Below are 22170 nucleotides of genomic sequence, written 5' to 3' on the forward strand. Positions count from 1 at the left end.
AGAGCCGCTGACCGCAAAATTGCGCGACCGCTGAACATCAGGCCAGCCAGAGACTGGGGAACGTGAAGATGTTCTCTGAAAGTTCCCCCTTAGCGTGGTTCTACGAAGAAACCTTCCGATGGGGCCTTTTCGGCCGGGCTTCTTGCGCGGAGTTCGATCAAGGGATTCCCTCGCCTCTCTTACGCCGTCTAGTTGCCGGACTTCGTTGGCGGTCGTATCCTTCGACCAGGCTTTCATATAGCTATATCCCGCCCATAGCATTCGCGCTGCGCCTTGCCCTACATTCTCCTCAAATGAGTTTTTGAGTAAATGAGTTGCATCCCTGTCACTCACTTTCTTGCGGATGGATGCCGGGCATCAGTTCACACCAAGCTTGCCGCACCTCAAATACTCAGTTACTCTTTTGAGTAAATACACAAAAGAGGCAGAGCTATGAGCATAATTTCCGTCCTGAATCCGAAAGGTGGTAGCGGCAAGACCACCATCAGCACCAATCTCGCCAGATCGCTGCACGAGATGGGATACTCGGTTCTGATCGTGGACAGCGATCCACAAGGCAGCGCACGTGACTGGCACGCAGCCTGCGAAGACAATCCCATCGAGCTGGTCGCGCTGGACCGTCCCAACAACGTCAAGACGCTGACAAGTATGGCGGCAAACTACGACTACGTGGTAATCGACGGCGCGGCAAAACTAGAAGACATGATCGCCGCTTGCATCAAAGTCAGCGACTTCGTTTTAATCCCCGTTCAACCATCGCCATACGACATTTGGGCCGCGTCGGACCTGGTGGATTTCATCAAGGCTCGCCAAGAGGTCACGGACGGATCGCCGCGCGCCGGGTTTGTGGTCTCCCGTGTCGTGGAAGGAACCCGGCTGGGCAGTGACGTGCGAACCGCGCTGGACGACTACGCCTTGCCTGTCTGTGAGACGACCATAACACAACGCCAAGTCTACCCTCAGACGGCATCGGAAGGGCTGACTGTATTCGACGCCGACAATGCGAAGGCAAGGGCGGAGACCACGGCGCTGAGCAACGAAATACTGGCAGTGCTTGCAACCGCGACACGGGAGGTCGCGTGATGGCCCTTTCCGCTAAACGTCCAAGCCGTGGCGACGAGGCCCGCAAACGCATCCTGCACGAAGTCACCGAGACGAGTGAGAAGAAGAAGCGCCTGAATGCCGAGATCGAGGAGACACTTTATCGCAAAATCAAGATCAAGGCGGTCGAGGAGGGCCGGTCAATCTCCGACATCACCCGTGACCTTTGGTCTGAGTATTTGAGTAAATGAGTGTTTGAGTCATTACTCTACCAGCCGTTGCGACCGCGTTTCTTGAACCAGCTCTTGCAGAAACCGAGGAACGCGGCGTCCGGGTTCTTTGGTGGTTCTTTCTGTCTGGCGGAGTAGGTCCGCCACTCTCCTACCAGAACCTTGATGTCCCATGTCGGAGCCAGTTCCCGCGCCCGTTCCAGTGTATCAGGCGAGAGAGGCAGGACATATCCACCGGTCAGTCTATCCTGTTCTGGTTTGAGCGCATAGTTCTCCAGAAATTCAGGTTTGGGCGTTACCGTGAGGATGTCTGCTTCCATTCGGAAGGCATAGTCCGGCATGTGGTTGTGTTCCTCGTCAGCCTTACAGATTGCTCTAACGAGCCGCCGAAATTCCTTATCAGAAGATGTGGAGCCGGTTCGGTCCTTCAGCTTGTCCAGACCGCATTTCCATTCCGGTTGCGTCCCGCATTGCTTGCGTGCCAGCTCATACAGACGGCGTTCCAGAGGCTTACGAAGCTGGAAGTAGCGACGATTGAGCGTAAGAACGTCATCCCCGGCAATGGCGTTGAAGACCCAATCGGAAAGTGTGACTTCTAGATCGAGCATCCGGCCGTCGCGGGTTTCGCGAACAATCCGGTAGCGGTCTATCAGGCTAAAGCCGTCAATCTGTTCCACGCCGCCCGTGGTGATGTTAGTCTCGATCTGCGTTCCTTGGAGACGTTCCAGCGCAGCTTTCAGGCCGCTGTAACCGGTTCCCGCAACTGGACGGTTTGTCGCGACAAGTAGGTCGTACGCCTTAAACCGAAGGGTTCTGTGAACCTGTTTTCCGTCATTCAGAGCCGCCATCACTTGAGAAATGCAATAGATCAGCACGTCACGGTCGTGGACAGTTGCGAGACCGATCATGTTCGGCCTGATTTCCACGTAGCTCTTTCCATCGGTAGCCACATAGCGTCGTTTTTTGGTGTCAGGCTTGGTCGAGAGGGTGAAGATCGGATGCGCCATCGACGCCATGTCGCCTTTGGGCGCAGCGTCGAAGATATCACAAACGAAAAAATCCCCCTGTGCATGTCGCAAGGGAAGAAGAGGCGTCCGATCCGGTTTCGTAATTTCACCCACCATGCCACTACTATTCGTAATTTCACACACCAAGGCAAGGGATTCGTAGTATCACCCACCACACAGGCTTTCGTAATTTCACACACCATCTTTCGTAAGATCACACACCCGTTATCGTAATATCACCCACCGGAAGTTCAAAATATGCCGGATTAAAGCATATTTTTCAATATCTTAGGTAGGCATACGATTCGCGTAACACAGAGTCTAACACATATATAACACCCAACCTGTCAAGCTGGGACGATCACCAACAGCGCTTCACCCATTATCGTCGATAGAACACGCAGGCATCGACACCCGTGGTTGTCGTGGTCCATGATGCCCCGAGGACAGCGCATGTGGACGCGTTGCTGGCCAAGAAACGAGGAAGCGTCACCGACAGCACCAGGGCCAGAACCAATGCACCCAGACCAAACCAGGGCAGGCGGCTTTTGAGACGACCCGCTTTCTGTTCCCGTTCAAACACCTCTCGATAGGCTCTGGACCTGTCATCTTCCGATTTGGCCAAGGCCCCGATGGTCTTATCCGTCTGGACCCCGAGGCGTCTGACAATCTCGGTCAGCGCGTCTGCGGTTGCGCCCAGGTGGCTGTCGAGGGTCTGGCCCAGAAGATCCCCGTATTTTTTCGGATTGGTTTGGTCCCGTGCGGCGAAGGCCGCGATCCGCGCTTCCGTCGCGACCTTGATCTGCTTGTCCGCCACGGCGGTCAGATCGTCGATCCTGTCGGACATACTGGCGACAGCCGTTGCCATGAGATCGAGCGTTTCGCGCAGATCATCGTCGGAGAGGGCAGGGAGGTCGGGTTGGTCTGGCATCGGGAGGCGTCCTTCGGATTACTGGTCCTGCGGGACGAACAGCCCCCTGAACTCGGGATCGGTGTAGTAGCGCAGCTTCTGCGCCACGGCGGTGGCTTGCCCCTGCACGCGCAGGAGCTGGTTTTCCGGGCGGAGCTGCATGATTTCATCGGGGGTGAGCAGATCGCGGCCCGTGAGGTTGTTGCTGATGCTGGGGCCGTCACCGGGTTTGAAGCTGTCGGTCTGGAATCCGGCTGTTTCCTGGCCAATCATCTGGCTCAGCCACTTGGCCGTCTCGAAGTCATTCACCCCGAAGACCTGTTGCACCCCGGCATTGGCAATGAATGTGCCCGCGCGTTCGCCGTAGAGGTCCTTGAGCTGACTCATGTCCTGCAGGATCGGCCAGAGCTGCAGCCCATAGCCCGCCATCAGACCCATAGCGCGCTCCACGGCCTCCAGACGGCCCAGGGCGGCAAACTCATCCAGGAGGAACAGCGTGGGCGTCTGGAGGCGCTGTGTGCCCCCCTGAGCGCCTGCAGGGCCGCTCAGGGGCCTCACGGACGCCTCAGCGTCCCGTGCAATGTCCTGAAGGGCCTGAGACACCAGAAGGCGCAGCCAACGGCTGTAGGCGTCCATCCGGTTCGGTGGCAGCACCAGAAACACCGAGGCGATCCGGTGACGCAGATCGGAGAAGTGGAAATCCGACTGCGACAGGACTTTGGCGATACGCGGGCTGTCCAGAAAGTGCGTGTGGCGCTGTGCGTTCGACAGTACCGAGGCGGCTTCCCGATCCGCCTTGCCAAGGAAGCGATTAGCGGCGCGAGCGATCAGCCCGCCTGCCGCATCGCTGTCCTGCATCAGCTCCAGCAGCGCGCGCAGCTTTTCCGGGGGCAGGGTGAGATATTCCCGAACGGTGGCAAGTGTCCGGCGGTTGCGGTCCTCGTGGCAGACGCAGAACATGATCAGCCCGCCAAGGATGGCCTTGGCCTCCTCGTTCCAATGCGCTTCCGTGACCTGTCCCGGCGGGTCCATGACCAGCGCCTCTGTCAGGGAGGCCGCGTCTTCGCCCAGATCGAGGCTGTCTGGTGTCAGCCGGTCGAGCGGGTTGTAGGCGGCAGATGGCATCCCCGAGACATCAAATGGATCGAGGACATGGACTGTTCCGAACCGCCGCCGCGCTTCCCCGGCGATCCGGGCATTCTCACCCTTGGGGTCGATGACCAGGACCGAGCGTTCCGCCGCCAGCAGGTTCGGGATGACGGTGCCGACGCCTTTCCCGGCCCGTGTCGGGGCGAGGGTGATCAGATGGGCCGGACCGTCATAGCGCAGCAGCCGTCCGGTGTGCGGGTTGCGCCCGATCAGAAGGCCGTCTTCCCGCTGGAGTTTCTTCAGCTCCTTGCGGTTGGCGAAGCGGGCGGAGCCGTGGCTGTCGCCGGTCAGCCCGAAGAAGGCGTCCGCGCCAGAGGCCATGCGCCAATACTGGAATCCGAAGACGCCACCAACAAAAATGAACGGCCCGAAGACCAGCCACTGCCATGCGCTTTCTCCGGGCGGCTGGTCAAAGAAGGCGAAGACGAACGGCGTGGCGACAAGTGCCCCAATCATCGCGCCGAACAGGACAGCGCCGATCATCCAGCCCAACAGGATGGGCGTGAAGATCAATCGACCGAAGAACCGGAACAGCCCTCCGAAGACGAGCATCACGCCCCGCATCAGGACGGCGTTTCCGGATCAGAGCTGGACGGAGCAGGGGAGGGCGTCCCCCAGTCCGCGAAGGCCTTGCGGTCCTGTTCGCGGGGCAGGTTGCGGATAAGCCGGTCGAGCATGGCGGCAGCACCGGAATCCCGCTCCGCCAGGTCCATGAGCGCCCCGCCCAGGATCACCTTGCGCCGCGTGTCGAGTTTGCGCTGTCTGGTTGTTTCCCGGTTCTTCAGCGCCTGAAGACGGGCCTTGGCCTGAGCATATCGTTTCTCGGCGCGCTCAAGTTCTGTTTCTGCCAAATCTCTACCCTCGCCACCAAACATTCTTGTGGTTGAAGTTGTTCTTGCCAGATCAACCGATAACGCTTACCCGTAGGCCTGTAAAGGACAAGGGCGCACTTATGCAAACTCTCCACCTGCGGTTCCGAGCTTTGCGTGCGATCTCTCTGGGGCAAAGCCCCGGCCGATGGCCATCCCCTTCGCTGCATGCCGCCGCGACATGGAAGGGCGCGCTGCCCCTTCCAAACCATCCCAGCCCAACCTCAGCGGTTGGATCGCGTCCCGCAAGGTCGCGCCAGCGTCTCGCCCGATGCCCCACGGTGGGGGCCGGTCTGCCGCTAGCGTCTCCCTTGCGGGAGGTTCGTGTCGTCGGACCTGACGGTGCCGACACGAACCGGGTTTGCCCCCGGCAAACCGCCATTGATCTGTCCCCATATCCCGCCCCCCATGAGGCTGGGGATCTGGGGGCAGATCAATGGCAAGCCCGCGCGTCGGAGAGCCGTTGGCTCGCCTCAAGCAGGCTATCTTTTCCCCTCAGACCGCGCCGGTTCCGGGCGCACTCTTGCGGAGAAAAGACGGCTGATCCGATGGCCAATGTCAGGGCACCGGCACGGATCAGCTCCGGCGCGTGGGCGCGTTTGCATCACAGGCGAGGGGAGGGCGCATGGCCAGCTACCACCTCTCCGTGAAGACGATCAAACGCAGCGCCGGGCGCTCTGCCACGGCGGCGGCTGCCTACCGTGTCGGCGAGCGCATCGAGTGCCAGCGCGAAGGTCGCGTCCACGATTACACCCGCAAGCAGGGCATCGAGGAGACCTTCATCCTGACCCCGAAGGACGCCCCGGACTGGGCCTCGGACCGGTCCCGCCTCTGGAACGAGGCTGAGGCCAGCGAGACCCGTCGCAACTCCGTCACCGCCCGCGAATGGGAGCTGGCCCTGCCGTCCGAGATCAGCGCCGAGGCCCGGTCCCAGATCACCCGCGACTTTGCCCAGGAGCTGGTCAGCCGCTACGGCGTGGCCGTCGATGTGGCGATCCATGCGCCCCACCGCGAAGGCGATCAGCGCAACCATCATGCCCATGTTCTGACCTCCACCCGCAAGCTGGAAGCCGGGGGCTTCACCACCAAAACCCGCGTGCTCGATTCCGCGAAGACCGGCGGCGTCGAGATCGAGCAGATGCGGGGCCTCTGGGCCGAGTTGCAGAACCGCGCGCTGGAGCGTGTCGGGGAAGTCGAGCGTGTCGATCACCGGTCGCTTGAGAAGCAGCGCGAGACGGCGCTGGATCGTGGCGACAAGCTGACGGCCGAGGAGCTGGACCGCGACCCCGAGCTGAAGCTGGGGCCAGCGGCCAATTCCATGGAGCGGCGCGCGAAAACTGTGGCCGAGCGTCAGGGCCGGGAATACATCCCGGTCACCGAGCGCGGGGCCGTGGTCCATGCCGCCCGCCAGGCCCGCGCCGCCTTCCGCGAAATGCGTGAGCGGCTGGATATCGCGCGGGAGACCTACGGCATTGAGCGCGAGGCGGGGCAGGGCCGTGTTTCCGCCGGTCTGACGGCACTCCGGGCCGCGACGTCGAAAGAACGCGACGGGCGCACGTCGGACGATATCCGTGAGCGGTTGTCGCAGGTCGTGGGCCGGTCACGGGACCAAGACGACACGCCAAAGCCGGAAGGTCGCAATTACGCGCGGGAGCGTCTGAAGGAAATCATGGAGAAGGACGCCGGGCGCGACGGCCAGGCGGCGGTTCACAAGCTGGATGGTCACAGCGAGTATGATCTGGGTGAAGACACAGGACGCGATGGGCGGAAGCCGTCGGTCAACGAGCGGCTGAAGGATATGCTGAATAAGCCGCGCGAGCGGCTGGAGATCGAGGACGAGCGCGACCAGGAGAAGGATCAGGAGGTCGAGAAGGATAGGGACATCGACCGTGATCCAGGTCTCAGTCACTGACGAGGCGATGAGAGGTCGTTTCCCCATTCTTCATGGGAATGCTTGCCTGAGAGAACCCGACACCAACAAGGAATGAAATCACACCGGTTGCCGTCTTGAATTCGCGCACCCTGATCGCATTCTGCGTCACGCGCGTTCTGGCAGTGACAAGGATTTTCTCCTGCCCATCACTCCCAACCGTCCGCATGATCCACAGGCCGTACCAGCTTGGTCCCTTGCGTTCAGGATCGGTTTTGCACAGCACTTCGACCGTGTGTCCCTCCTCAGCAAGTCCCCGAAGGCCTTGTTCGGTGGTGACGTTTAGTTCGAGGTCAATCGTCTGGTTCATCGCGCATACCAACAGAAACAATAATGGTCGTCTTGTGCCTGAATCTAACGAAGGCATCAATCGTATATTATCGAGTTAGATATGGCTCGATAGAGTTCAGTGATCCCGGCAGTGCGCCGGTATCGCTTTGAGCGATAGACAGGCAAGGGGATCGACGGGCTGACGCCCGCTCACCCCAACCCTGACAGTTTCCAAATTCTGTTGATCCGCCTGCCATCCTGGCAGGTCCGAGAAAACCGGCAAGCGCCGCCTGTGGCGTCGGTTCCGGCCCTGAATTCCGGTTCCTCCCACGCGCAGGCGCGCGGTTCCCTCCCAAATTCAGGCCCTCCACCCGGTTGTCACGGCCCCGCCAGGCCGCAGGACGGGCTTTGCCCTTACCTGCTCTGCCCTTCGGAATGCATGGGCATTCCAAAGATCAGAACAGGAAGGCCCGCCCATCGGCGGAAAGGGGGAAGAGACCCGGACCGCGTCACTCGAAGGAGGGTCACAAATGACCGCAGAGAAGTTTGACGTTTATTCCCATGTCACCAGCCAGATCATCGCCCAGATCGAGGCGGGAACACCGCCCTGGCGCAAGCCGTGGACTGGCGGCGGGGCATCGGTCAGCTTGCCGGAACGGTTCAACGGGGAGGCCTATCGGGGCATCAACATCCTGATGCTTTGGGCCACGGCGATGGCCAAGGATTACAGCTCAGCTCGCTGGATGACGTTCAATCAAGCCAAGCAGCTTGGGGGCCATGTCCGCAAGGGTGAGAAATCCGCAACCGTCGTGAAATACGGCACCGTTGAGCGCGAGGACGAGAACGGCGAAGAGCGCCAGATTCCCTATGCCAGAGCCTACCGCGTGTTCAACACTGATCAGATCGAGGGCTTGTCTGCTGAATTCTACATCCTGCCCGATCCGCCCCGTGATCTTGGCACCGAGGCCGACCCCAAGCTGGAGGCGTTCTTTGCCGCGACCGGCGCGCAGATCGACAGCACCGAGGAGCCGCGCGCCTATTACAACATCAAGACCGACCGCATCCACTTGCCGCCGATCGCGACCTTTCACAGGGCCGCAGGATATTACGGCACCTTGGCGCATGAGCTGACCCACTGGACAGGGGCGACAAAGCGGCTTGACCGCTTGGGCCGGTTTAATGACCGCAAGGCTTACGCGTTCGAGGAGCTGGTCGCGGAGATTGGCAACTGCATGCTTTGCGCGCAGATCGGGGTAGAGCCTGAATTCGACCAGAGCGCGGCCTATGTCGAAGGATGGCTTGAGGCGATGAAGGAAGATAGCCGTGCGATTTTCCGCGCCGCGTCCGAGGCGCAGAAGGCCGTGGATTACATCATGGACCGAACCGCGCACACCGACCAGATGGCCGCAGAGTAGCAGCCCACCCCACTGAAATGATCGAGGCCCCCGTCAGCAGGCGGGGGCCTTTTTGTGTTTTGACGTGATCGTGGGTGTCGGCGGTTTTAGGGTGACCTGTCGGCGGGCAACCTGAAGGCCACCCGCCGACAGGCCCGGCGCTTCGCGCGGACAGGCATAAAACGCCCGCAGGTAGTGACTTTCGCCTACAGCCGGGCCAGTAACCGCAGTGCGGACTTGGACGACCTATACGAGTTCAGTCCTAACAGTCGCTTTTCCAAGAAATGCTCATGCCAACAAATCTGAAGCGATGATCGAAGATTGGTTTGTTGGAGATCAGAGCAGCGACCCCAAATCCGATCCAACACTTGGATAGGCCGCCGTCATCGACCGAAGCTGCTTTGCCGTAAGGCCCAGCTTGATTGCCAACCCGAAAAAGTTGATCAGCTCGCCGTATTCCGGGCCGAACAGGTGCGCGCCGAGGATTTTGCCGTTCGACTTGTCTACGAGGACCTTCGCTGCGGCGGACGTCTCGCCGATCCGGTAGTTTGAATACCAACCGCCAGTGTCGGTGAACCGGACATCCACGTCATGCCCGGCGTCCTTTGCCTCACTTTCCAACATGCCGACACGCGCCACTTCTGGGACCGTGAAGACGGCTGTAGGAATACCGGCATAATCCGGTACGGCCTGCGCGTCCTTGAGCATGTTGCTGGCCGCGACCTTCCCTTCGATCACGGCGACTGGCGTCAGCGGCATGCCATCGGTGTCGGCGGAATCTCCGGCGGCATAGACCGCGCTGCTTGTCGTGCTTTGCAGATGGGGGGCTACAACGATGCCCTTGTCGCTGTAGTCAACACCGGCGGCCTCCAGATTCAGGTCGGCAAGGGCAGCTACGCGGCCCGCGCCATGCACGACCAGATCGGTTTCGACTGTCCAGGTCTGATCGCCTGACTTCACCTCGACAGTGAATGCTCCATTGGTTTCCGCGACGGAGACGATTTCGGTCTCGCGCATCAGGTCCACGCCGATACCGGTGCCGCGCTCGATCAGCATTTCGACCAGATCGGGATCGAAGCCGCGTAAGGGCCGGGCGCCACGATCCACGATGATCGGGTTGGCTCCGGCCCGTGCGGCGATATGCGCAAACTCGAAGGACACGAAGCCGCCACCGATAAATAGAACCCGTTTGGGAAGGGCCTCCAAGTTGAGGAAATCCGTGCTGTCGATCGCGAGATCGGCTCCTGTGAAGCTCAGCGGCCTGGGCATGGCACCGGCGGCCACGAGGAACCGTTCCGACCGATATGCCGTTCCATCGACCTCCAGCGTGTTGCTTCCCGTGAACCGCGCGGCTCCGTGCAGGGTTTCGACGCCGTTGCCCAACAGGCCTTTTTCCATCTTGTCCGGCACCGGGTCGGTGAAGCCACGCTTGTGTGCCATCAGATCGGCCCAGTTGATCGACAGATCACCGGGATCGATCCCCTTGCCTTGCATAAGTCGTGCGGAGTCGATGATTTCCGCACCGCGCCGCAGGATTTTCTTTGGATCGCAGCCGCGCAATGCGCAGGTGCCGCCATAGGGCAGCGCATCGACAATGGCTACACGCCATCCTGCTGCGCCACACTTGTTGGCGGCGGCCACGCCTGCCATTCCAGCCCCGATGACGATCAGGTCGTAGTTTTCGCTCATTTTCTGGTCCTTATCCGGCGCAGCAGCTCAGTTTCGCCACGTCCATGTCGAAGGTTTGCGCCGCCAGCTTCAGCCCTTCCACCGTTGTCAGATACGGGAAGATCGTCTCCCCGAGCGCCTTTGTAGTCATGCCGAACTTCAGCGCCATGACGAGGGTCTGGATCGTATCAGACCCCTCGGGCGCGATGACCTGGCCACCAAGCAATCGGTCGGTCTTTCTGTCCGCCACCAGCTTGATCAATCCGCGCGTGTCGCGTGCGGCCAACGCGCGAGGCACCTGATCGAGCGGCACGATGGACGTCTTGACGTCGAAGCCCGCGTCCCGCGCCTGGGCTTCACTGAAACCGACGCCCGCGACCTGCGGGTCGGAAAACACCACCCACGGCATCGCGGCGTTGTCGTAACGATTGTCCTCACCAAGCACTGCGTTTTTGACGGCGAGCTTTGCGCCGTAGGCCGCCATATAGACGAACTGGTCGCGGTCGGTCACATCGCCCGCAGCGTAGATGCCGGGCACCGATGTTTGCATATCCTCACCGACGACGATGGACCCACGTGCGTCTGTTTCCACGCCGATTGCGTCCAGGCCCATATCTTCGGTATTTGCCCGCCTGCCAGCGGTCGCAACAAGATGATCCGCCGTCACTTCGACAGGCTTTCCGTTCTGGATCACGCGCAACGTCACGCCCGCAGCAACGTCGCGGCGCACGGTGTCGTAGCTCAATCCGGTCAGAAGGGTGATCCCTTCGGCCTCGAACGCCTCCGCCAGCGCCTCCGAGACTTCCGGCTCCGCGCCGGGCAGCAGGTGCGACCGGGCGACGAGCGTGACCTTCACGCCCATGCGGCTCATCATCTGGGCCAGCTCCGCGCCGATGTAGCCCGCGCCGATGAAGATCAGGCTTTTCGGCAGCGCTTCGAGTTCCAGAAGGCTGGTGCTGTCGAGCGCGCCGATTTCCTCGATGCCGTCGATGGTCGGCAGGATGGGACGCCCGCCCGTGGCGATGATGGTCTTCGGTGCTTTCAGGATTCTATCACCGACTGCCACGCCACCTTCGATCAGCCGCGCGGGACCTGCGTCGATGTAATCGACACTCTCATATTCCGGCAAAAGGTCCGCGTATTTCTTCTGGCGCAGGGTCTCTACCAGATCGTCTTTGGACTGAACGAGCGTCTGCCAATCATCGACTTGCGCATGGCCTGATAGACCGGGGAACCGTTTGGCAGCTCCCGCACCGTGCACGGCCTCTGCCGCGCGGATCATTGCCTTGGACGGCACGCATCCCACGTTGACGCAGGTTCCGCCTATGGTGCCATGTCCCACGAGAGCGACGCGCTTTCCGGCATCCGCGCCAGTAATTGCGGCGGAGAACCCCGCCGACCCCGCCCCGAGGACGATCAGGTCATAGCCGCCTTGGCCGTAGCCGCCTTTAATTAGGTCTTTCATCTCAGCGTACCTCACTTGATTCGTGATTTCTCGATTTAGCCGCGAGCAGATAGATGACTGCGCCGATTGCGATCAGCGGTGTCAACATGCCGAGAAGACCGAAGAACATACCGGTGGCGGTGCAACATCCCATCATCATGAGAGCGTTCCTTTCTTTTGCGCACGGTTCACGAGAACCGCGTAGAGTGCTGTGGCGGCGAAAACGCCGATTGTGATCCGTATTGCGAACCTGAATTCGAGGAGAATGATCAGGATCGACAGAACTGCCGCGAGGCCGGTGGCCCAGAGTTTCGGGGCCGGTCCCGGCTTGCCAGCGCGCAGCCAAAGGGCCTGTGCCACCACGGCGAGACTGAAAAACAGCAGCGGGAACAGGGCGTAATCGAGCCAACCCGTGAGGGCCGACAACCCGACGCCAGCAATGATGACGACCAGAAGCGGTGTAAAGCAGCAGAGCGCGGCGAAGAGCGCACCGCCAAGCCCCCATTTCAGCAGGCGGTCGGGATTTTCAGGTGTGTCAGTCAAGGGGCCGTCTTTCGTTGTGATGGGTCTGAGCTGGAGGCGCGTCTCATGTGCGAACGACGCAGTGCGCGGACGATCAAGTAGGTCAGACCCGTCAAAACCAGCACGGCAATACCGTTTACCCCGGAGAGCCAGGCACCAATGCCGCCGAACAACGCTGCGAGCACGGCAGTTCCCCCGCCGCAGCAGACGACCACGACCGGAGCTGCTATTCCGAAGGCCAACAGCCCACCCATCAGATTGTCACGCATTGCAGACGGCTCAGGAGGCTGCGTCAGGCAGCACTTGCGCCGGATAGCCATTGGCCGTCACCGCGCCGATGATGCTTTCGATGGAAGTCTCGGCGTCATCGTAGGTCACGCTGTAAACACCCTGTCCGTATTCGGGGCCGTCCTGGAACGCAGCAATCTCGACCGAAGGAACACCGCGCATCGAACTGGCAACAATGAACGAACAGGACGGGCATGTCAGTTCGCTGACGGCGATCTCGACCTGGCGCTCTTCAGCGAGGGCCGGGGTCGAGAGTGCGGCGATGGTCAGGGCGTATAAAAGGAGATGCTTCATGGTCATGGTCCTCGTTCAGAATTTCAGGATGATGGGGGTGATGTAGGGAAAGATCATAGCAACAGCGACAATCGCGGACGCGGCCCAGAGGGTTGCGCGCATGATGCGGCGGTCGATGGGGCGGGCGCAGGTGCCATCGGCACAGGACTCGGCATTTACAGGCTTGTAAGCCTTGTAGAAGCCGTATCCCAAGAACGCGGCGCTCAGCGCGAAGGTGTACCACTTGTAGGCATAGAGCGCCCCGAGCTGCGCGATGAACACGCCTGTTACGCCAAAGCTGACCAGCACCAATGGAAGGATGCAGCACGAGGTCATCGCCAGCGCACCGAGGACGCCGAGGCCGGTCACGCCCCATCCCTTGGTGGTTTCGTCGCCAATTTTCTGCGACCGAGATTGCGGAAGTTCCGCCAAATTTTGTTCCATCGAATCTTCCTTGAACAGATATTTCCACCGTTCTAGGGTCTGTAGTTGATACAGGATCAAGGGATTTTTTGGCACAATGAGTAACACAAGCGTGAGATCTATTCGGCGGAGCGATTTGGCCCGCGCAACGGGCTGCAACCTGGAAACCATTCGCTACTACGAGAAAATCGGGATCATGCCGGACCCGCCGCGCAGTGTGAAAGGCTATCGCAGCTACGATGATACCCACGTCAAGCGGCTGAAATTCGTCATGCGGTCCCGCGATCTAGGCTTTTCTCTTGAAGAGGTTCGCGGGCTGCTTGGGCTGGTCGATGACCGATGCCGGACATGCGCCGAGGTGCAGATGATCGCCGAAGATCATCTGACAGACGTTCGAGCCAAGATCGCCGACCTGAAGCGGATCGAGCGCGTTTTGTCGGACACCGTTGCACGATGCACTGGTGATGCCGCGCCGGAATGCGCGGTGATCGACGCGCTACTCGATGCTTAAGAAATCTGAGCGGTTGTGTTCGCGTTCGAAGGGCAAAAACGGTGGATTTAGCCAGTGACATAAACGTCTGAGTTCGGTCCAGATGTGGCGAAAAGCAGACCTTAGTCTCCATCTGACCATCCGGCAGCTTTGCGGACATTCCGGACATTCAGCCAGTGAACGCGATGAAGAGATTGCGCTGCGGATCGAACAGCGCAACATTTCCGCTGTGATCAAATGAGTTCATCGGGCTCGCCGCCTCAAGGTATTCCCAAAGGCTATGAGAGCCGGTCACCTTGCGGATCTTGAACCATATCGTCGTTCTATGCGGCTTGCCACGGATGATGCCTTGAATTCCCATGTCTTTCATCAGCCTTGCCACAGTGCAACGCGCGACATCGAAGTCCTCCCGGACGAGCTGCCGCCAGACCTTGCGGATGCCATAGACCCGCCAGTTCTCCTCGAACACACGTCGGACCTCGGGCCCCAGGGAGAGGGGCAGCTCAACCTCAGCGCCGCCATTGAGCCTGAACAAGAAATTAAAACGCACCCGCAGCTAAGGGTAGCGCAGGTGCGTTTATTAGAAAATTATAGTCTCAGCCTCAGTAGGCCTTCCCGCGCGCGGAAACCGGCCACAGGGTCTCTACCTTGCCGTTGCGGACGCCGACATACCAGTCGTGGACGTTGCAGGTCGGATCGCAATGGCCCGGCACCAGACGCAGCTTGTCGTTGACCTCGAGAACGGCGTTGTCGTCCTGGACCACTCCGTGCTCGTCGCTGCACTTGATGTATTTTACATCGTCGCGGCCATAGACGAGTGGCAGCCCGCTATCGACCGACTGCGCCTTCAAGCCCGCGTCCACTACCGCAAGATGCGGCTTGGCGTGGGACATGACGGAGGTCAGGATGAACAGCGCGTTTTCCCATTCGCCCTGGTCGATGCGCTTGCCGTCCTTGTCGTGGATGCGGCCATAATCCGCGTCCATGAAGGCGTAGGAGCCGCACTGGAGTTCGTTGTAAACGCCCGAGTTGCTTTCGAAGTAATAGCTGCCGGTGCCGCCGCCCGAGACCAGTTCCGGTTCCAGCCCCTCGGCCTTCAGCGCCTCGACGGCATCGGTCACTTGGGCAATGGCGGCGTCTAGCTTGGCCTTTCGGTCCTGGTAGCTGTCCATGTGCTGCATGGCGCCTTGATAGGCCTGGATGCCGGTGAACTTTAGCCCTGGCGCCGCGTCGATGGCCTTGGCGATCTCCAAGACCGCATCAGAGGTCTTCACGCCGCAGCGGCCCGCGCCACAATCGATCTCCACGAAGCATTCCAGCGTGGTGCCGTGCTTCTGCGCGGCAGCCGACAGGTCGGCCACGTTCGCCACGTCGTCCACGCAGACGATGATCCTGCTGCCCAGCTTCGGCAGGCGGGCCAGGCGGTCGATCTTCTGCGGGTCGCGCACCTGGTTGGAGACGAGCACATCCTTGATCCCGCCGCGCACGAAGACCTCGGCCTCGGACACCTTCTGGCAGCAGACTCCGATCGCGCCGCCCAGTTCTTCCTGCAGCTTCAGCACATCGACCGACTTGTGCATCTTGCCATGGGCGCGATGGCGCATCCCGTGCGCCTTGGCATAGTTGCCCATCTTCTTGATGTTGCGCTCCAGCGCATCCAGGTCGAGGATCAGGCAGGGCGTCTGGATATCCTTCTCGTCCATGCCCGGCAGCGCGGGCACGTCGAAGCCGACTTCTAGGTTGTCGAAGTTCACGGGTGCGTTCATAGTGTCTCTCCTCAGAGCCAGGGCAGCTTGTCGAGATCGACATTGCCGCCGGTGATGATGATGCCGACGCGCTTGCCGGCGAATGCGTCCTTGTTCTTCAGGATGGTCGCCAGCGGCACGGCGCTGCTGGGCTCCATCACGACGCGCAGGTGCTTCCAGATCAGCTTCATCGCGTCGACGATCTCGGCGTCCGAAGTCGTGTAGATCTCGGACACATGGTTGCTGACGAAGTGCCAGGTCAGGTCCTTCAGCGGCACCAGCAAACCGTCCGCGATGGTCTTGGGCGCATCATCCGCGATGATGTGGCCCGCCTTGAAGCTGCGATACGCGTCGTCGGCCTGCTCGGGCTCGGCGGCGATCACCTTGGTTTCCGGCGCCAGCGTCGAAAGCGTCAGGCAGGTGCCCGAGATCATCCCGCCGCCGCCGATCGGCGCGACCACCATGTCCAGCCCGCCGGTCTGCTCCATGAACTCCTTGGAACATGTGCCCTGCCCGGCGATCACGCGCGGATCGTTGTAGGGGTGGACGAAATCGCCGCCCGTTTGCGCCTGCACCTTGGCGAAGGTTTCCTCGCGCGAAGACGTGGACGGCTCGCATTCGGTGATAACGCCTCCATAGCGGCGCACGGTGTCCTTCTTGGCCTGCGGTGCGGTGCGCGGCATGACCACGTTGCAGGGGATGCCTCGGCGCATCGCGGCATAGGAAAGGCAAGAGGCGTGGTTGCCCGATGAATGGGTCGCCACGCCTCTGGCCGCCTGCGCGTCGTCCAGGCCGAAGACCGCATTGGCGGCGCCGCGGACCTTGAAAGCGGGGTCTGATGCCGGAGAGTGCAGAATCCTACGCTAAGCGCTGAGAACTCGTTTCCCGTAATCGCGTAGATTGCCGTTCGGGTCGACATACCGGTAGAGCGTGACCGGTTTGACCCCCAGTTCCTTACAGAGCTCTGAAACCGATGTGTCGCGGCTGGCCATGGCGGCTTGGGCCATGCGGACCTGCGTCTTTGTCAGCGCAAACTTCCTGCCACCTTTCCGGCCGCGAGCGCGGGCGGCTTGGAGCCCCGCCATTGTGCGTTCGCGGATCAACTCGCTTTCAAATTCGGCGAGAGCGGCAAAGATGCCGAATGAAAGGCGACCAGCCGCAGTTGTTGTGTCGATCTGCGCGCCTTGTCCGGTGAGCACCTTGAGGCCAACGCCGCGCTCGGACAGCATGCTGACAGTCTTGACCAGGTTATGCAGGCTGCGGCCCAATCGGTCGAGCTTCCACACAACCAGAATATCGCCCTCCCGCAATGCCTTGAGGCAAGCTTCCAGACCGGATCGGTCATCCTTCTTGCCAGACGCCAGATCCGAGTAAATCTGTTCGTCTTCGACGCTCGCTGCGATCAAGGCATCCCGTTGCAGGTCAAGGGACTGGCTTCCGTCAGCTTTCGAAACACGTGCATAGCCGATCAGCATGTTTCACAAACGTTCGTTTGAGGTGCTCCGGAAAGTGACATGCTTTCAGCCATGAGAATAATTCCTTATTCACTATCTTAATCAACAATAAATAAACCATGACAAGAAAGCAAAAGATACATGGCGCATCGCACCATCCTCACCGAGCGCCAGCGCTCAGCGCTTCTTGACCTTCCAACCAATGAAACGGCGATGTTGCGCCACTACACCCTTGCGGATGACGATCTGGAAATCATCCGCGCCCGTCGTCGCCCCCACAATCGTTTTGGGTTCGCTCTCCAGCTTTGCGTGCTGCGCTACCCCGGTCGCTTGCTAAGCCCGGGTGAGGTCATTCCACTGGAAGTCACGCGGTTTCTGGCAGCGCAGCTTGGGCTGACAGCGGAGGATCTGGCGGGATATGCAAGCCGTGAGGAAACGCGTCATGAACATCTGGCTGCCCTGCGTGATTTCTATGGTTACAAGATGTTCACCGGCCGAGGATCGCGCGATCTGAAGGCTTGGTTGGAGAGGACAGCCGAAACCGCCCGGTCAAATGAGGATTTGGCGCGACGCTTCGTGGAACAGTGCCGGGCGACCCAGACCATTCTACCGGGGATCACGGTTATCGAACGCCTTTGCGCGGATGCTCTCGTCGCTGCAGAGCGACGGATCGACGCTCGGATTGCCGAACGGCTGGACGATGCGATGCGCCGCCGACTTGATGCCCTGCTGACGGAAACCGCAGACAGCTCTGTCACCCGCTTCGTCTGGCTGCGCCAGTTTGAGGTGGGCCAGAACTCGGCCGACATGAACCGCCTGCTCGATAGGTTGGAGTTCTTGCAGGGCATGACTGTGGATGCTTCCATCCTGTCCGGTGTGCATCCCCACCGCATCGCGCGCCTTCGACGGCAAGGTGAACGATATTTCGCCGGTGATCTGCGGGATATCTCGAGCGACCGCCGCCTTGCCATCGTCGCAGTCTGCGCTTTGGAATGGCGTAGTGCCATTGCCGATGCAGTGGTCGAAACCCATGACCGTATTGTCGGGAAAACATGGCGCGAGGCGAAACGCGCATGCGATGCCCGGGCAGATGATGCCAAGGCCGCCTTGAAGGACACCTTGCAGGGCTTCTCTAATTTTGGATCAGCGCTGCTGGAGGCACATGAAGATCAATCGCCCCTCATCGATGCCGTTCAAAACGCAGGTGGCTGGTTGTCGCTCAGGGGGCTCGTCACCACCGCTGCTCAACTCACCGACACATTGGCTGCCGATCCGCTGGCACATGTTGTTCACGGGTATCATCGCTTCCGACGTTATGCACCGCGCATGCTGCGGGCGCTCGATATTCAGGCCGCACCGGTGGCCGAACCGTTACTCGCCGCTACCTCTATCGTCGCGGGAACGGAAACCACCGGCGACCGCCCGCGGGCCTTTCTGCGCCGCGCCTCAAAATGGCATCAGCACCTGAATAAAGACGACGGGCACCGCCTCTGGGAGGTCGCTGTCTTGTGCCACTTGCGCGACGCTTTCAGATCTGGCGACATCTGGCTTGCCCATTCCCGCAGGTATGGCGACCTCAAGGACGCGCTGGTTCCAGCCGAAGTTGCCAGGGCAACGCCAAGAATGGCCATGCCATATGAACCGGAAATCTGGCTGGCAGATCGTAAATCTCGTTTGGCTGACGGCTTGCAGCGATTGGCCCGCTCCGCCAGGGCCGGTGCCATTCCGGGAGGTTCTATCGAAGACGGCGTGCTCAAGATCGACCGCTTGACTGCCGATGTTCCCGAAGAGGCCGACGCCATGGTGCTCGATCTTTACAAACGCCTGCCAGAGATCAGGATCACCGACCTGCTGCTCGAAGTGGATGACGAGATCGGCTTTACTGAAGCCTTCACCCATCTGCGCACGGGCGTCCCGTGTAAGGACAGGGTCGGTATGCTGAATGTACTGCTGGCTGAAGGGTTGAACCTCGGGCTCAGCAAAATGGCCGGGGCCACAAACACCCACGACTATTTCCAACTGTCGCGCTTGTCGCGGTGGCATGTCGAAAGCGAGGCGATGGCGCGCGCCCTGGCCATGGTGATCGAAGGCCAGAGCGCCTTACCAATGGCCCGGTTCTGGGGCGGTGGCACCAGCGCGTCCAGTGATGGGCAATTCTTCCCCACCACGCGCCAGGGCGAAGCGATGAACCTGATCAACGCCAAATACGGCCATGAACCCGGGTTGAAAGCCTACACCCATGTCTCCGACCAGTTCGGACCCTTCGCCACCCAGACCATCCCGGCCACGGTGAACGAAGCGCCCTACATTCTGGACGGTTTGTTGATGACCGACGCAGGCCAGAGAATCCGCGAACAGTATGCCGACACCGGCGGCTTCACCGACCACGTCTTCGCCGTCACCGCCCTTCTGGGCTTTCAATTCATCCCCCGCATCCGGGATCTGCCATCCAAGCGCCTTTACCTTTTCGATCCGTCAGCTTGCCCAAAAGAACTGAAGGGGTTGATCGGCGGCAGGGTCAGGGAACCCGTCATCAGCTCAAACTGGTCAGATATCCTGCGCAGCGCGGCTACCATGGTGGCGGGCGCAATGCCTCCGAGCCAACTTTTGCGAAAATTCTCTGCATATCCCCGGCAGCATGAGTTGGCCGTCGCGCTACGAGAAATCGGACGGGTCGAACGGTCGCTGTTCATCATCGACTGGCTGCTGGACGCCGATATGCAACGTCGCACCCAGATCGGCCTGAACAAAGGAGAAGCCCATCACGCCCTCAAGAACGCTCTGCGCATCGGGCGCCAGGGTGAAATTCGCGACCGGACAAGTGAAGGGCAGCATTTCAGGATGACCGGGCTGAACCTGCTTACTGCCATCATCATTTTCTGGAACACCAAACACCTCGGTCAGGCTGTCGCCAGCCGCCGCCGCAATGGATTGAATTGCTCACCCGACCTGCTGGCGCACATCTCACCACTCGGATGGGCCCACATCCTGCTCACTGGCGAATACAGGTGGCCCAAAAGATGATCAAACCACCTTAGCGTAGGATTCTGCACTCTCCGGCATCAGACCCCAAAGCCCCCGGCTCCTGGAAGTTCTCGCACTTGAAGAACAGCTGCGCGCCGGTCAGCTCGTTCAGATACTCCGAGACTCGCACCGGCGTGCGTCGGATATAAGGCTGGATGCGCTTATGCGCGGCCAGCATGTCCCTATATTCTGGAATCAGCATCTATACTTACTCCGTTCGCTCAGGTTTTTCCTTGCTTCCGGATGGCGCGTGGGGATCGAGCGCGACAGCGTCCAGTTCGATCAGAAATCCATGGTGAAGTTCCGGCACGGGAACAACTGAGCGCGCCGGGCGCACGTCACCAAAGGCTTCAGCAAAAGCAGCGTTGAATATACCCCACTGCCCTACCCCGACGATGTAGGCTGTAACCTTCACCACGTCGCGGGAACCAGCGCCTGCTGCATCCAGAATAGACAGCAGATTACGCAAGACCAGGTGCGCCTGCTCTTCGAAGGGCAGGCTTGAAGCAATATTTTGATCGCCCGCCTTGATCGGAAGCTGGCCCGAAACGTGGATCAGGCCATTAGCTCTTACAGCATGGCTGTAATGTCCTAGAGGTTCAGGCGCGTTCTGCGTGAAAATGGACTCTATTTTGGTCATGATTGTCCTCAGGTGTTTCTGGTAGGGATCGTGGGCGAACTAGCCGCTCACACCGAGTTTTTGCTCGCGGGAGACTTCAGGAACTTGCTTCCCGAGCTCTTCTTCCCGGCCTTTGAAAAACGCGAAGGAGAGAATGGGGAGAGATCGATGGATGGTTTCATCCCGGAGATAAGCTCAGAGACGAGCATCGCCGTCATTGGCGCTCCGGTCATTCCCAAATGCCCGTGGCCAAATGCATAGACGACATTTGGCGTGCGACGCGCGTAACCGATGACTGGGAGTGAGTCCGGCACGCTCGGGCGATAACCCATCCATTTCGTGTAGCGGTCCTCCGGCCTCACCGAGGCGATTGCGGGAAGAAGAGCACGGGCGTGATCGTAGAGAACATCAGCTCGCTTCCAGTTCGGTGCCGCGTCCAAGCCGGCGAACTCAACAGTCCCACCGATCCGGAGGCCCGTTTCCATCGGGGTCGCTATGAATTTTCCGACTGCGTCCGTGGTCGGAATGCGTGGCTGAACCTCTGGGTCGCGGATCACGATGTGATACCCCCGCTCGGTATCAAGCGGCACATTGTCTCCCAGCAAGGCGGCGAGTGGCTTTGAATGAGCGCCGGCCGCAATTACCGCTGCGTCAAGGTTTACTTTTCCGTTTTCCGTTTCGACGGCGCTCAGGATCTGTCCGTTGACTTCAAAGCCGGTCACACGGCTGGACACCAAAATGCCGCCATTGGCGATCACTTTCTTGAAGAGCAATGTGACCAGTTCGTGCGGGTTGGTGGTATGCCCGTTCTCTTTGATCAAGATGCCCTTGGTGAAAGCGCGGGACAGGTTGGGGTCAAAGTCCCGGAGTTCGTCTGCGTTGAGAATGTTTGAAGTCACACCATTGCTGCGACGCAGTTCCCAACCACCCTGATCCTTCGCAAACTGCGCCTCTGTACGATACACATAGAGGTGGCCTTCGTGCCGAAGCAGATGCTCTGCACCAGCCTCTTTCGCCAAGGACGTAATCAGAGGAACGGTGTTTCCGATCAAGCTGCGCAGAGCTCGCGCCTGCTCCTCGACCTTGGCCGGTTGCCCTGCAAGCAAGAACTGGACCAGCCAGGGTGTGATTTTGTGAAAGTAGCCAAGGCGAATAGACAGCGGACCCATCGGGTCAAGGAGCCACTTCGGCACACTGGTAATCATTCCCGGCATAGACATGGGCACAACGGAAGATCCGTTGAAACACCCGGCATTACCGAACGAGGCGCCTTCGCCTGCAGGGTTAGGGTCGATAATGGTAACCTTGAACCCTTGACGTTGAAGCGTCAGCGCGGTGCAAACGCCAACGATACCGGCACCAATGACCCCTACTGTCTTATCGTTTGAATTCATAATACTCTCCCCATGGCGGGCGCGCA

Annotated in this window: 21 protein-coding genes and 3 pseudogenes; 6 read left to right on the forward strand and 18 right to left on the reverse strand. The window is 60.1% G+C overall.

Going from position 1 to position 22170, the window contains the following annotated elements; all coding sequences use genetic code 11:
- Nucleotides 1-432 precede the first annotated feature (432 nt).
- Nucleotides 433-1083, forward strand: coding sequence for a ParA family partition ATPase (gene parA / locus GC127_RS00960; protein WP_081508743.1), 651 nt, complete (start codon nt 433-435; stop codon nt 1081-1083).
- Nucleotides 1083-1292 (forward strand): plasmid partition protein ParG, encoded by a 210-nt coding sequence (locus GC127_RS00965; RefSeq protein ID WP_081508744.1) that lies wholly within the window; start codon nt 1083-1085, stop codon nt 1290-1292. Before parA ends, GC127_RS00965 begins: the two co-directional genes overlap by 1 nt.
- A gap of 17 nt (nt 1293-1309) precedes the next feature.
- Here GC127_RS00965 and GC127_RS00970 read toward each other — a convergent pair whose 3' ends face one another.
- The 4 genes from GC127_RS00970 to GC127_RS00985 all read right to left on the reverse strand — a co-directional run bounded on the left by GC127_RS00970 (nt 1310) and on the right by GC127_RS00985 (nt 5188).
- A complete protein-coding gene (locus GC127_RS00970) occupies nt 1310-2395 on the reverse strand; it encodes a replication initiator protein A (protein WP_081508745.1) in 1086 nt (361 codons plus the stop codon).
- A 265-nt stretch (nt 2396-2660) separates the two neighbouring features.
- Nucleotides 2661-3209, reverse strand: a complete 549-nt coding sequence (locus tag GC127_RS00975; protein ID WP_081508746.1) for a hypothetical protein — start codon at nt 3207-3209, stop codon at nt 2661-2663.
- An 18-nt stretch (nt 3210-3227) separates the two neighbouring features.
- Complete coding sequence (locus GC127_RS00980; protein ID WP_081508747.1) at nt 3228-4901, reverse strand: type IV secretory system conjugative DNA transfer family protein; 1674 nt, start codon at nt 4899-4901, stop codon at nt 3228-3230.
- Nucleotides 4901-5188, reverse strand: coding sequence for a mobilization protein (locus GC127_RS00985; protein WP_081508753.1), 288 nt, complete (start codon nt 5186-5188; stop codon nt 4901-4903). Before GC127_RS00985 ends, GC127_RS00980 begins: the two co-directional genes overlap by 1 nt.
- 643 nt (nt 5189-5831) lie before the next feature.
- Between GC127_RS00985 and mobQ the strand changes: the two genes are divergently transcribed.
- Nucleotides 5832-7118 (forward strand): MobQ family relaxase, encoded by a 1287-nt coding sequence (mobQ, locus tag GC127_RS00990; RefSeq protein ID WP_081508723.1) that lies wholly within the window; start codon nt 5832-5834, stop codon nt 7116-7118.
- Here mobQ and GC127_RS00995 read toward each other — a convergent pair.
- Nucleotides 7108-7446 (reverse strand): hypothetical protein, encoded by a 339-nt coding sequence (locus GC127_RS00995; protein WP_081508724.1) that lies wholly within the window; start codon nt 7444-7446, stop codon nt 7108-7110. The two genes, mobQ and GC127_RS00995, sit on opposite strands and share 11 nt — an antisense overlap.
- Before the next feature lie 490 nt (nt 7447-7936).
- On the opposite strand from GC127_RS00995, the gene GC127_RS01000 reads away from it, so the two are divergent.
- Nucleotides 7937-8821, forward strand: a complete 885-nt coding sequence (locus GC127_RS01000) for an ArdC family protein (protein WP_081508725.1) — start codon at nt 7937-7939, stop codon at nt 8819-8821.
- A 315-nt stretch (nt 8822-9136) separates the two neighbouring features.
- Here GC127_RS01000 and GC127_RS01005 read toward each other — a convergent pair whose 3' ends face one another.
- From GC127_RS01005 to GC127_RS01025, 6 genes are all read right to left on the reverse strand, one after another.
- The gene (locus tag GC127_RS01005; RefSeq protein ID WP_081508726.1) at nt 9137-10489 is read right to left on the reverse strand and encodes an NAD(P)/FAD-dependent oxidoreductase; all 1353 of its coding nucleotides are present in this window, start codon (nt 10487-10489) and stop codon (nt 9137-9139) included.
- 10 nt (nt 10490-10499) lie between these two features.
- Nucleotides 10500-11933 carry a mercury(II) reductase gene (gene merA / locus GC127_RS01010; RefSeq protein ID WP_081508727.1) on the reverse strand — a complete coding sequence of 478 codons (1434 nt, stop codon included), beginning with the start codon at nt 11931-11933 and terminating at the stop codon, nt 10500-10502.
- 1 nt (nt 11934) lies between these two features.
- Nucleotides 11935-12072, reverse strand: a complete 138-nt coding sequence (locus GC127_RS22635) for a hypothetical protein (RefSeq protein ID WP_157667378.1) — start codon at nt 12070-12072, stop codon at nt 11935-11937.
- Complete coding sequence (merF, locus tag GC127_RS01015; protein WP_081508728.1) at nt 12069-12455, reverse strand: mercury resistance system transport protein MerF; 387 nt, start codon at nt 12453-12455, stop codon at nt 12069-12071. Before merF ends, GC127_RS22635 begins: the two co-directional genes overlap by 4 nt.
- Nucleotides 12456-12713: 258 nt before the next feature.
- Entirely contained in the window at nt 12714-13016 is a 303-nt protein-coding gene (locus tag GC127_RS01020; RefSeq protein ID WP_237183604.1) for a periplasmic mercury ion-binding protein, read from the reverse strand.
- 15 nt (nt 13017-13031) lie between these two features.
- Complete coding sequence (locus GC127_RS01025; RefSeq protein ID WP_237183605.1) at nt 13032-13439, reverse strand: mercuric transporter MerT family protein; 408 nt, start codon at nt 13437-13439, stop codon at nt 13032-13034.
- Nucleotides 13440-13515: 76 nt separating this feature from the next.
- Between GC127_RS01025 and GC127_RS01030 the strand changes: the two genes are divergently transcribed.
- Nucleotides 13516-13929 carry a helix-turn-helix domain-containing protein gene (locus tag GC127_RS01030; protein ID WP_198385629.1) on the forward strand — a complete coding sequence of 138 codons (414 nt, stop codon included), beginning with the start codon at nt 13516-13518 and terminating at the stop codon, nt 13927-13929.
- Nucleotides 13930-14221: 292 nt separating this feature from the next.
- On the opposite strand, the pseudogene GC127_RS01035 reads toward GC127_RS01030, so the two are convergent.
- The 4 genes and pseudogenes from GC127_RS01035 to GC127_RS01050 all read right to left on the reverse strand — a co-directional run.
- Nucleotides 14222-14389 (reverse strand): annotated as a pseudogene (locus GC127_RS01035) (IS3 family transposase); the annotation flags it as partial.
- 121 nt (nt 14390-14510) lie between these two features.
- Nucleotides 14511-15674, reverse strand: a complete 1164-nt coding sequence (bhcC, locus tag GC127_RS01040) for a 3-hydroxy-D-aspartate aldolase BhcC (RefSeq protein ID WP_081508730.1) — start codon at nt 15672-15674, stop codon at nt 14511-14513.
- An 11-nt stretch (nt 15675-15685) separates the two neighbouring features.
- Nucleotides 15686-16489, reverse strand: a pseudogene (locus GC127_RS01045) (pyridoxal-phosphate dependent enzyme); the annotation flags it as partial.
- A gap of 27 nt (nt 16490-16516) precedes the next feature.
- Entirely contained in the window at nt 16517-17128 is a 612-nt protein-coding gene (locus tag GC127_RS01050) for a recombinase family protein (protein ID WP_151976056.1), read from the reverse strand.
- A gap of 120 nt (nt 17129-17248) precedes the next feature.
- Here GC127_RS01050 and GC127_RS01055 point away from each other — a divergent pair, with 120 nt between their 5' ends.
- Nucleotides 17249-20131: a Tn3 family transposase gene (locus tag GC127_RS01055; RefSeq protein ID WP_151976057.1), complete on the forward strand. Its 2883-nt coding sequence runs from the start codon at nt 17249-17251 to the stop codon at nt 20129-20131.
- A 49-nt stretch (nt 20132-20180) separates the two neighbouring features.
- Here the strand turns inward: GC127_RS01055 and GC127_RS01060 are convergent.
- The 3 genes and pseudogenes from GC127_RS01060 to GC127_RS01070 all read right to left on the reverse strand — a co-directional run.
- A pseudogene (locus tag GC127_RS01060) lies at nt 20181-20333 on the reverse strand (threonine/serine dehydratase); the annotation flags it as partial.
- Nucleotides 20334-20339: 6 nt separating this feature from the next.
- The gene (locus GC127_RS01065; RefSeq protein ID WP_151976058.1) at nt 20340-20771 is read right to left on the reverse strand and encodes a RidA family protein; all 432 of its coding nucleotides are present in this window, start codon (nt 20769-20771) and stop codon (nt 20340-20342) included.
- 47 nt (nt 20772-20818) lie between these two features.
- Nucleotides 20819-22144 (reverse strand): FAD-binding oxidoreductase, encoded by a 1326-nt coding sequence (locus tag GC127_RS01070; RefSeq protein ID WP_081508733.1) that lies wholly within the window; start codon nt 22142-22144, stop codon nt 20819-20821.
- Nucleotides 22145-22170 lie beyond the last annotated feature (26 nt).

This window comes from Roseovarius sp. EC-HK134 (assembly GCF_902498815.1).
In the GTDB taxonomy this organism is placed as follows: Bacteria; Pseudomonadota; Alphaproteobacteria; order Rhodobacterales; family Rhodobacteraceae; genus Roseovarius; species Roseovarius mucosus_A.

Excerpts from the sequence above, each read along its gene's own strand:
- GC127_RS01000 (WP_081508725.1), top strand. The coding sequence starts at position 7,937 with ATGACCGCAGAGAAGTTTGACGTTTATTCCCATGTCACCAGCCAGATC.
- GC127_RS01070 (WP_081508733.1), bottom strand. The coding sequence starts at position 22,144 with ATGAATTCAAACGATAAGACAGTAGGGGTCATTGGTGCCGGTATCGTT.
- GC127_RS01020 (WP_237183604.1), bottom strand. The coding sequence starts at position 13,016 with ATGAAGCATCTCCTTTTATACGCCCTGACCATCGCCGCACTCTCGACC.
- GC127_RS01030 (WP_198385629.1), top strand. The coding sequence starts at position 13,516 with ATGAGTAACACAAGCGTGAGATCTATTCGGCGGAGCGATTTGGCCCGC.
- GC127_RS01055 (WP_151976057.1), top strand. The coding sequence starts at position 17,249 with ATGGCGCATCGCACCATCCTCACCGAGCGCCAGCGCTCAGCGCTTCTT.
- mobQ (WP_081508723.1), top strand. The coding sequence starts at position 5,832 with ATGGCCAGCTACCACCTCTCCGTGAAGACGATCAAACGCAGCGCCGGG.
- GC127_RS01025 (WP_237183605.1), bottom strand. The coding sequence starts at position 13,439 with ATGGAACAAAATTTGGCGGAACTTCCGCAATCTCGGTCGCAGAAAATT.
- GC127_RS00995 (WP_081508724.1), bottom strand. The coding sequence starts at position 7,446 with ATGAACCAGACGATTGACCTCGAACTAAACGTCACCACCGAACAAGGC.
- bhcC (WP_081508730.1), bottom strand. The coding sequence starts at position 15,674 with ATGAACGCACCCGTGAACTTCGACAACCTAGAAGTCGGCTTCGACGTG.
- GC127_RS00970 (WP_081508745.1), bottom strand. The coding sequence starts at position 2,395 with ATGGTGGGTGAAATTACGAAACCGGATCGGACGCCTCTTCTTCCCTTG.
- parA (WP_081508743.1), top strand. The coding sequence starts at position 433 with ATGAGCATAATTTCCGTCCTGAATCCGAAAGGTGGTAGCGGCAAGACC.
- GC127_RS00980 (WP_081508747.1), bottom strand. The coding sequence starts at position 4,901 with ATGCGGGGCGTGATGCTCGTCTTCGGAGGGCTGTTCCGGTTCTTCGGT.
- GC127_RS00975 (WP_081508746.1), bottom strand. The coding sequence starts at position 3,209 with ATGCCAGACCAACCCGACCTCCCTGCCCTCTCCGACGATGATCTGCGC.
- GC127_RS00965 (WP_081508744.1), top strand. The coding sequence starts at position 1,083 with ATGGCCCTTTCCGCTAAACGTCCAAGCCGTGGCGACGAGGCCCGCAAA.
- GC127_RS01050 (WP_151976056.1), bottom strand. The coding sequence starts at position 17,128 with ATGCTGATCGGCTATGCACGTGTTTCGAAAGCTGACGGAAGCCAGTCC.
- GC127_RS22635 (WP_157667378.1), bottom strand. The coding sequence starts at position 12,072 with ATGATGATGGGATGTTGCACCGCCACCGGTATGTTCTTCGGTCTTCTC.
- merA (WP_081508727.1), bottom strand. The coding sequence starts at position 11,933 with ATGAAAGACCTAATTAAAGGCGGCTACGGCCAAGGCGGCTATGACCTG.
- GC127_RS01065 (WP_151976058.1), bottom strand. The coding sequence starts at position 20,771 with ATGACCAAAATAGAGTCCATTTTCACGCAGAACGCGCCTGAACCTCTA.
- GC127_RS01005 (WP_081508726.1), bottom strand. The coding sequence starts at position 10,489 with ATGAGCGAAAACTACGACCTGATCGTCATCGGGGCTGGAATGGCAGGC.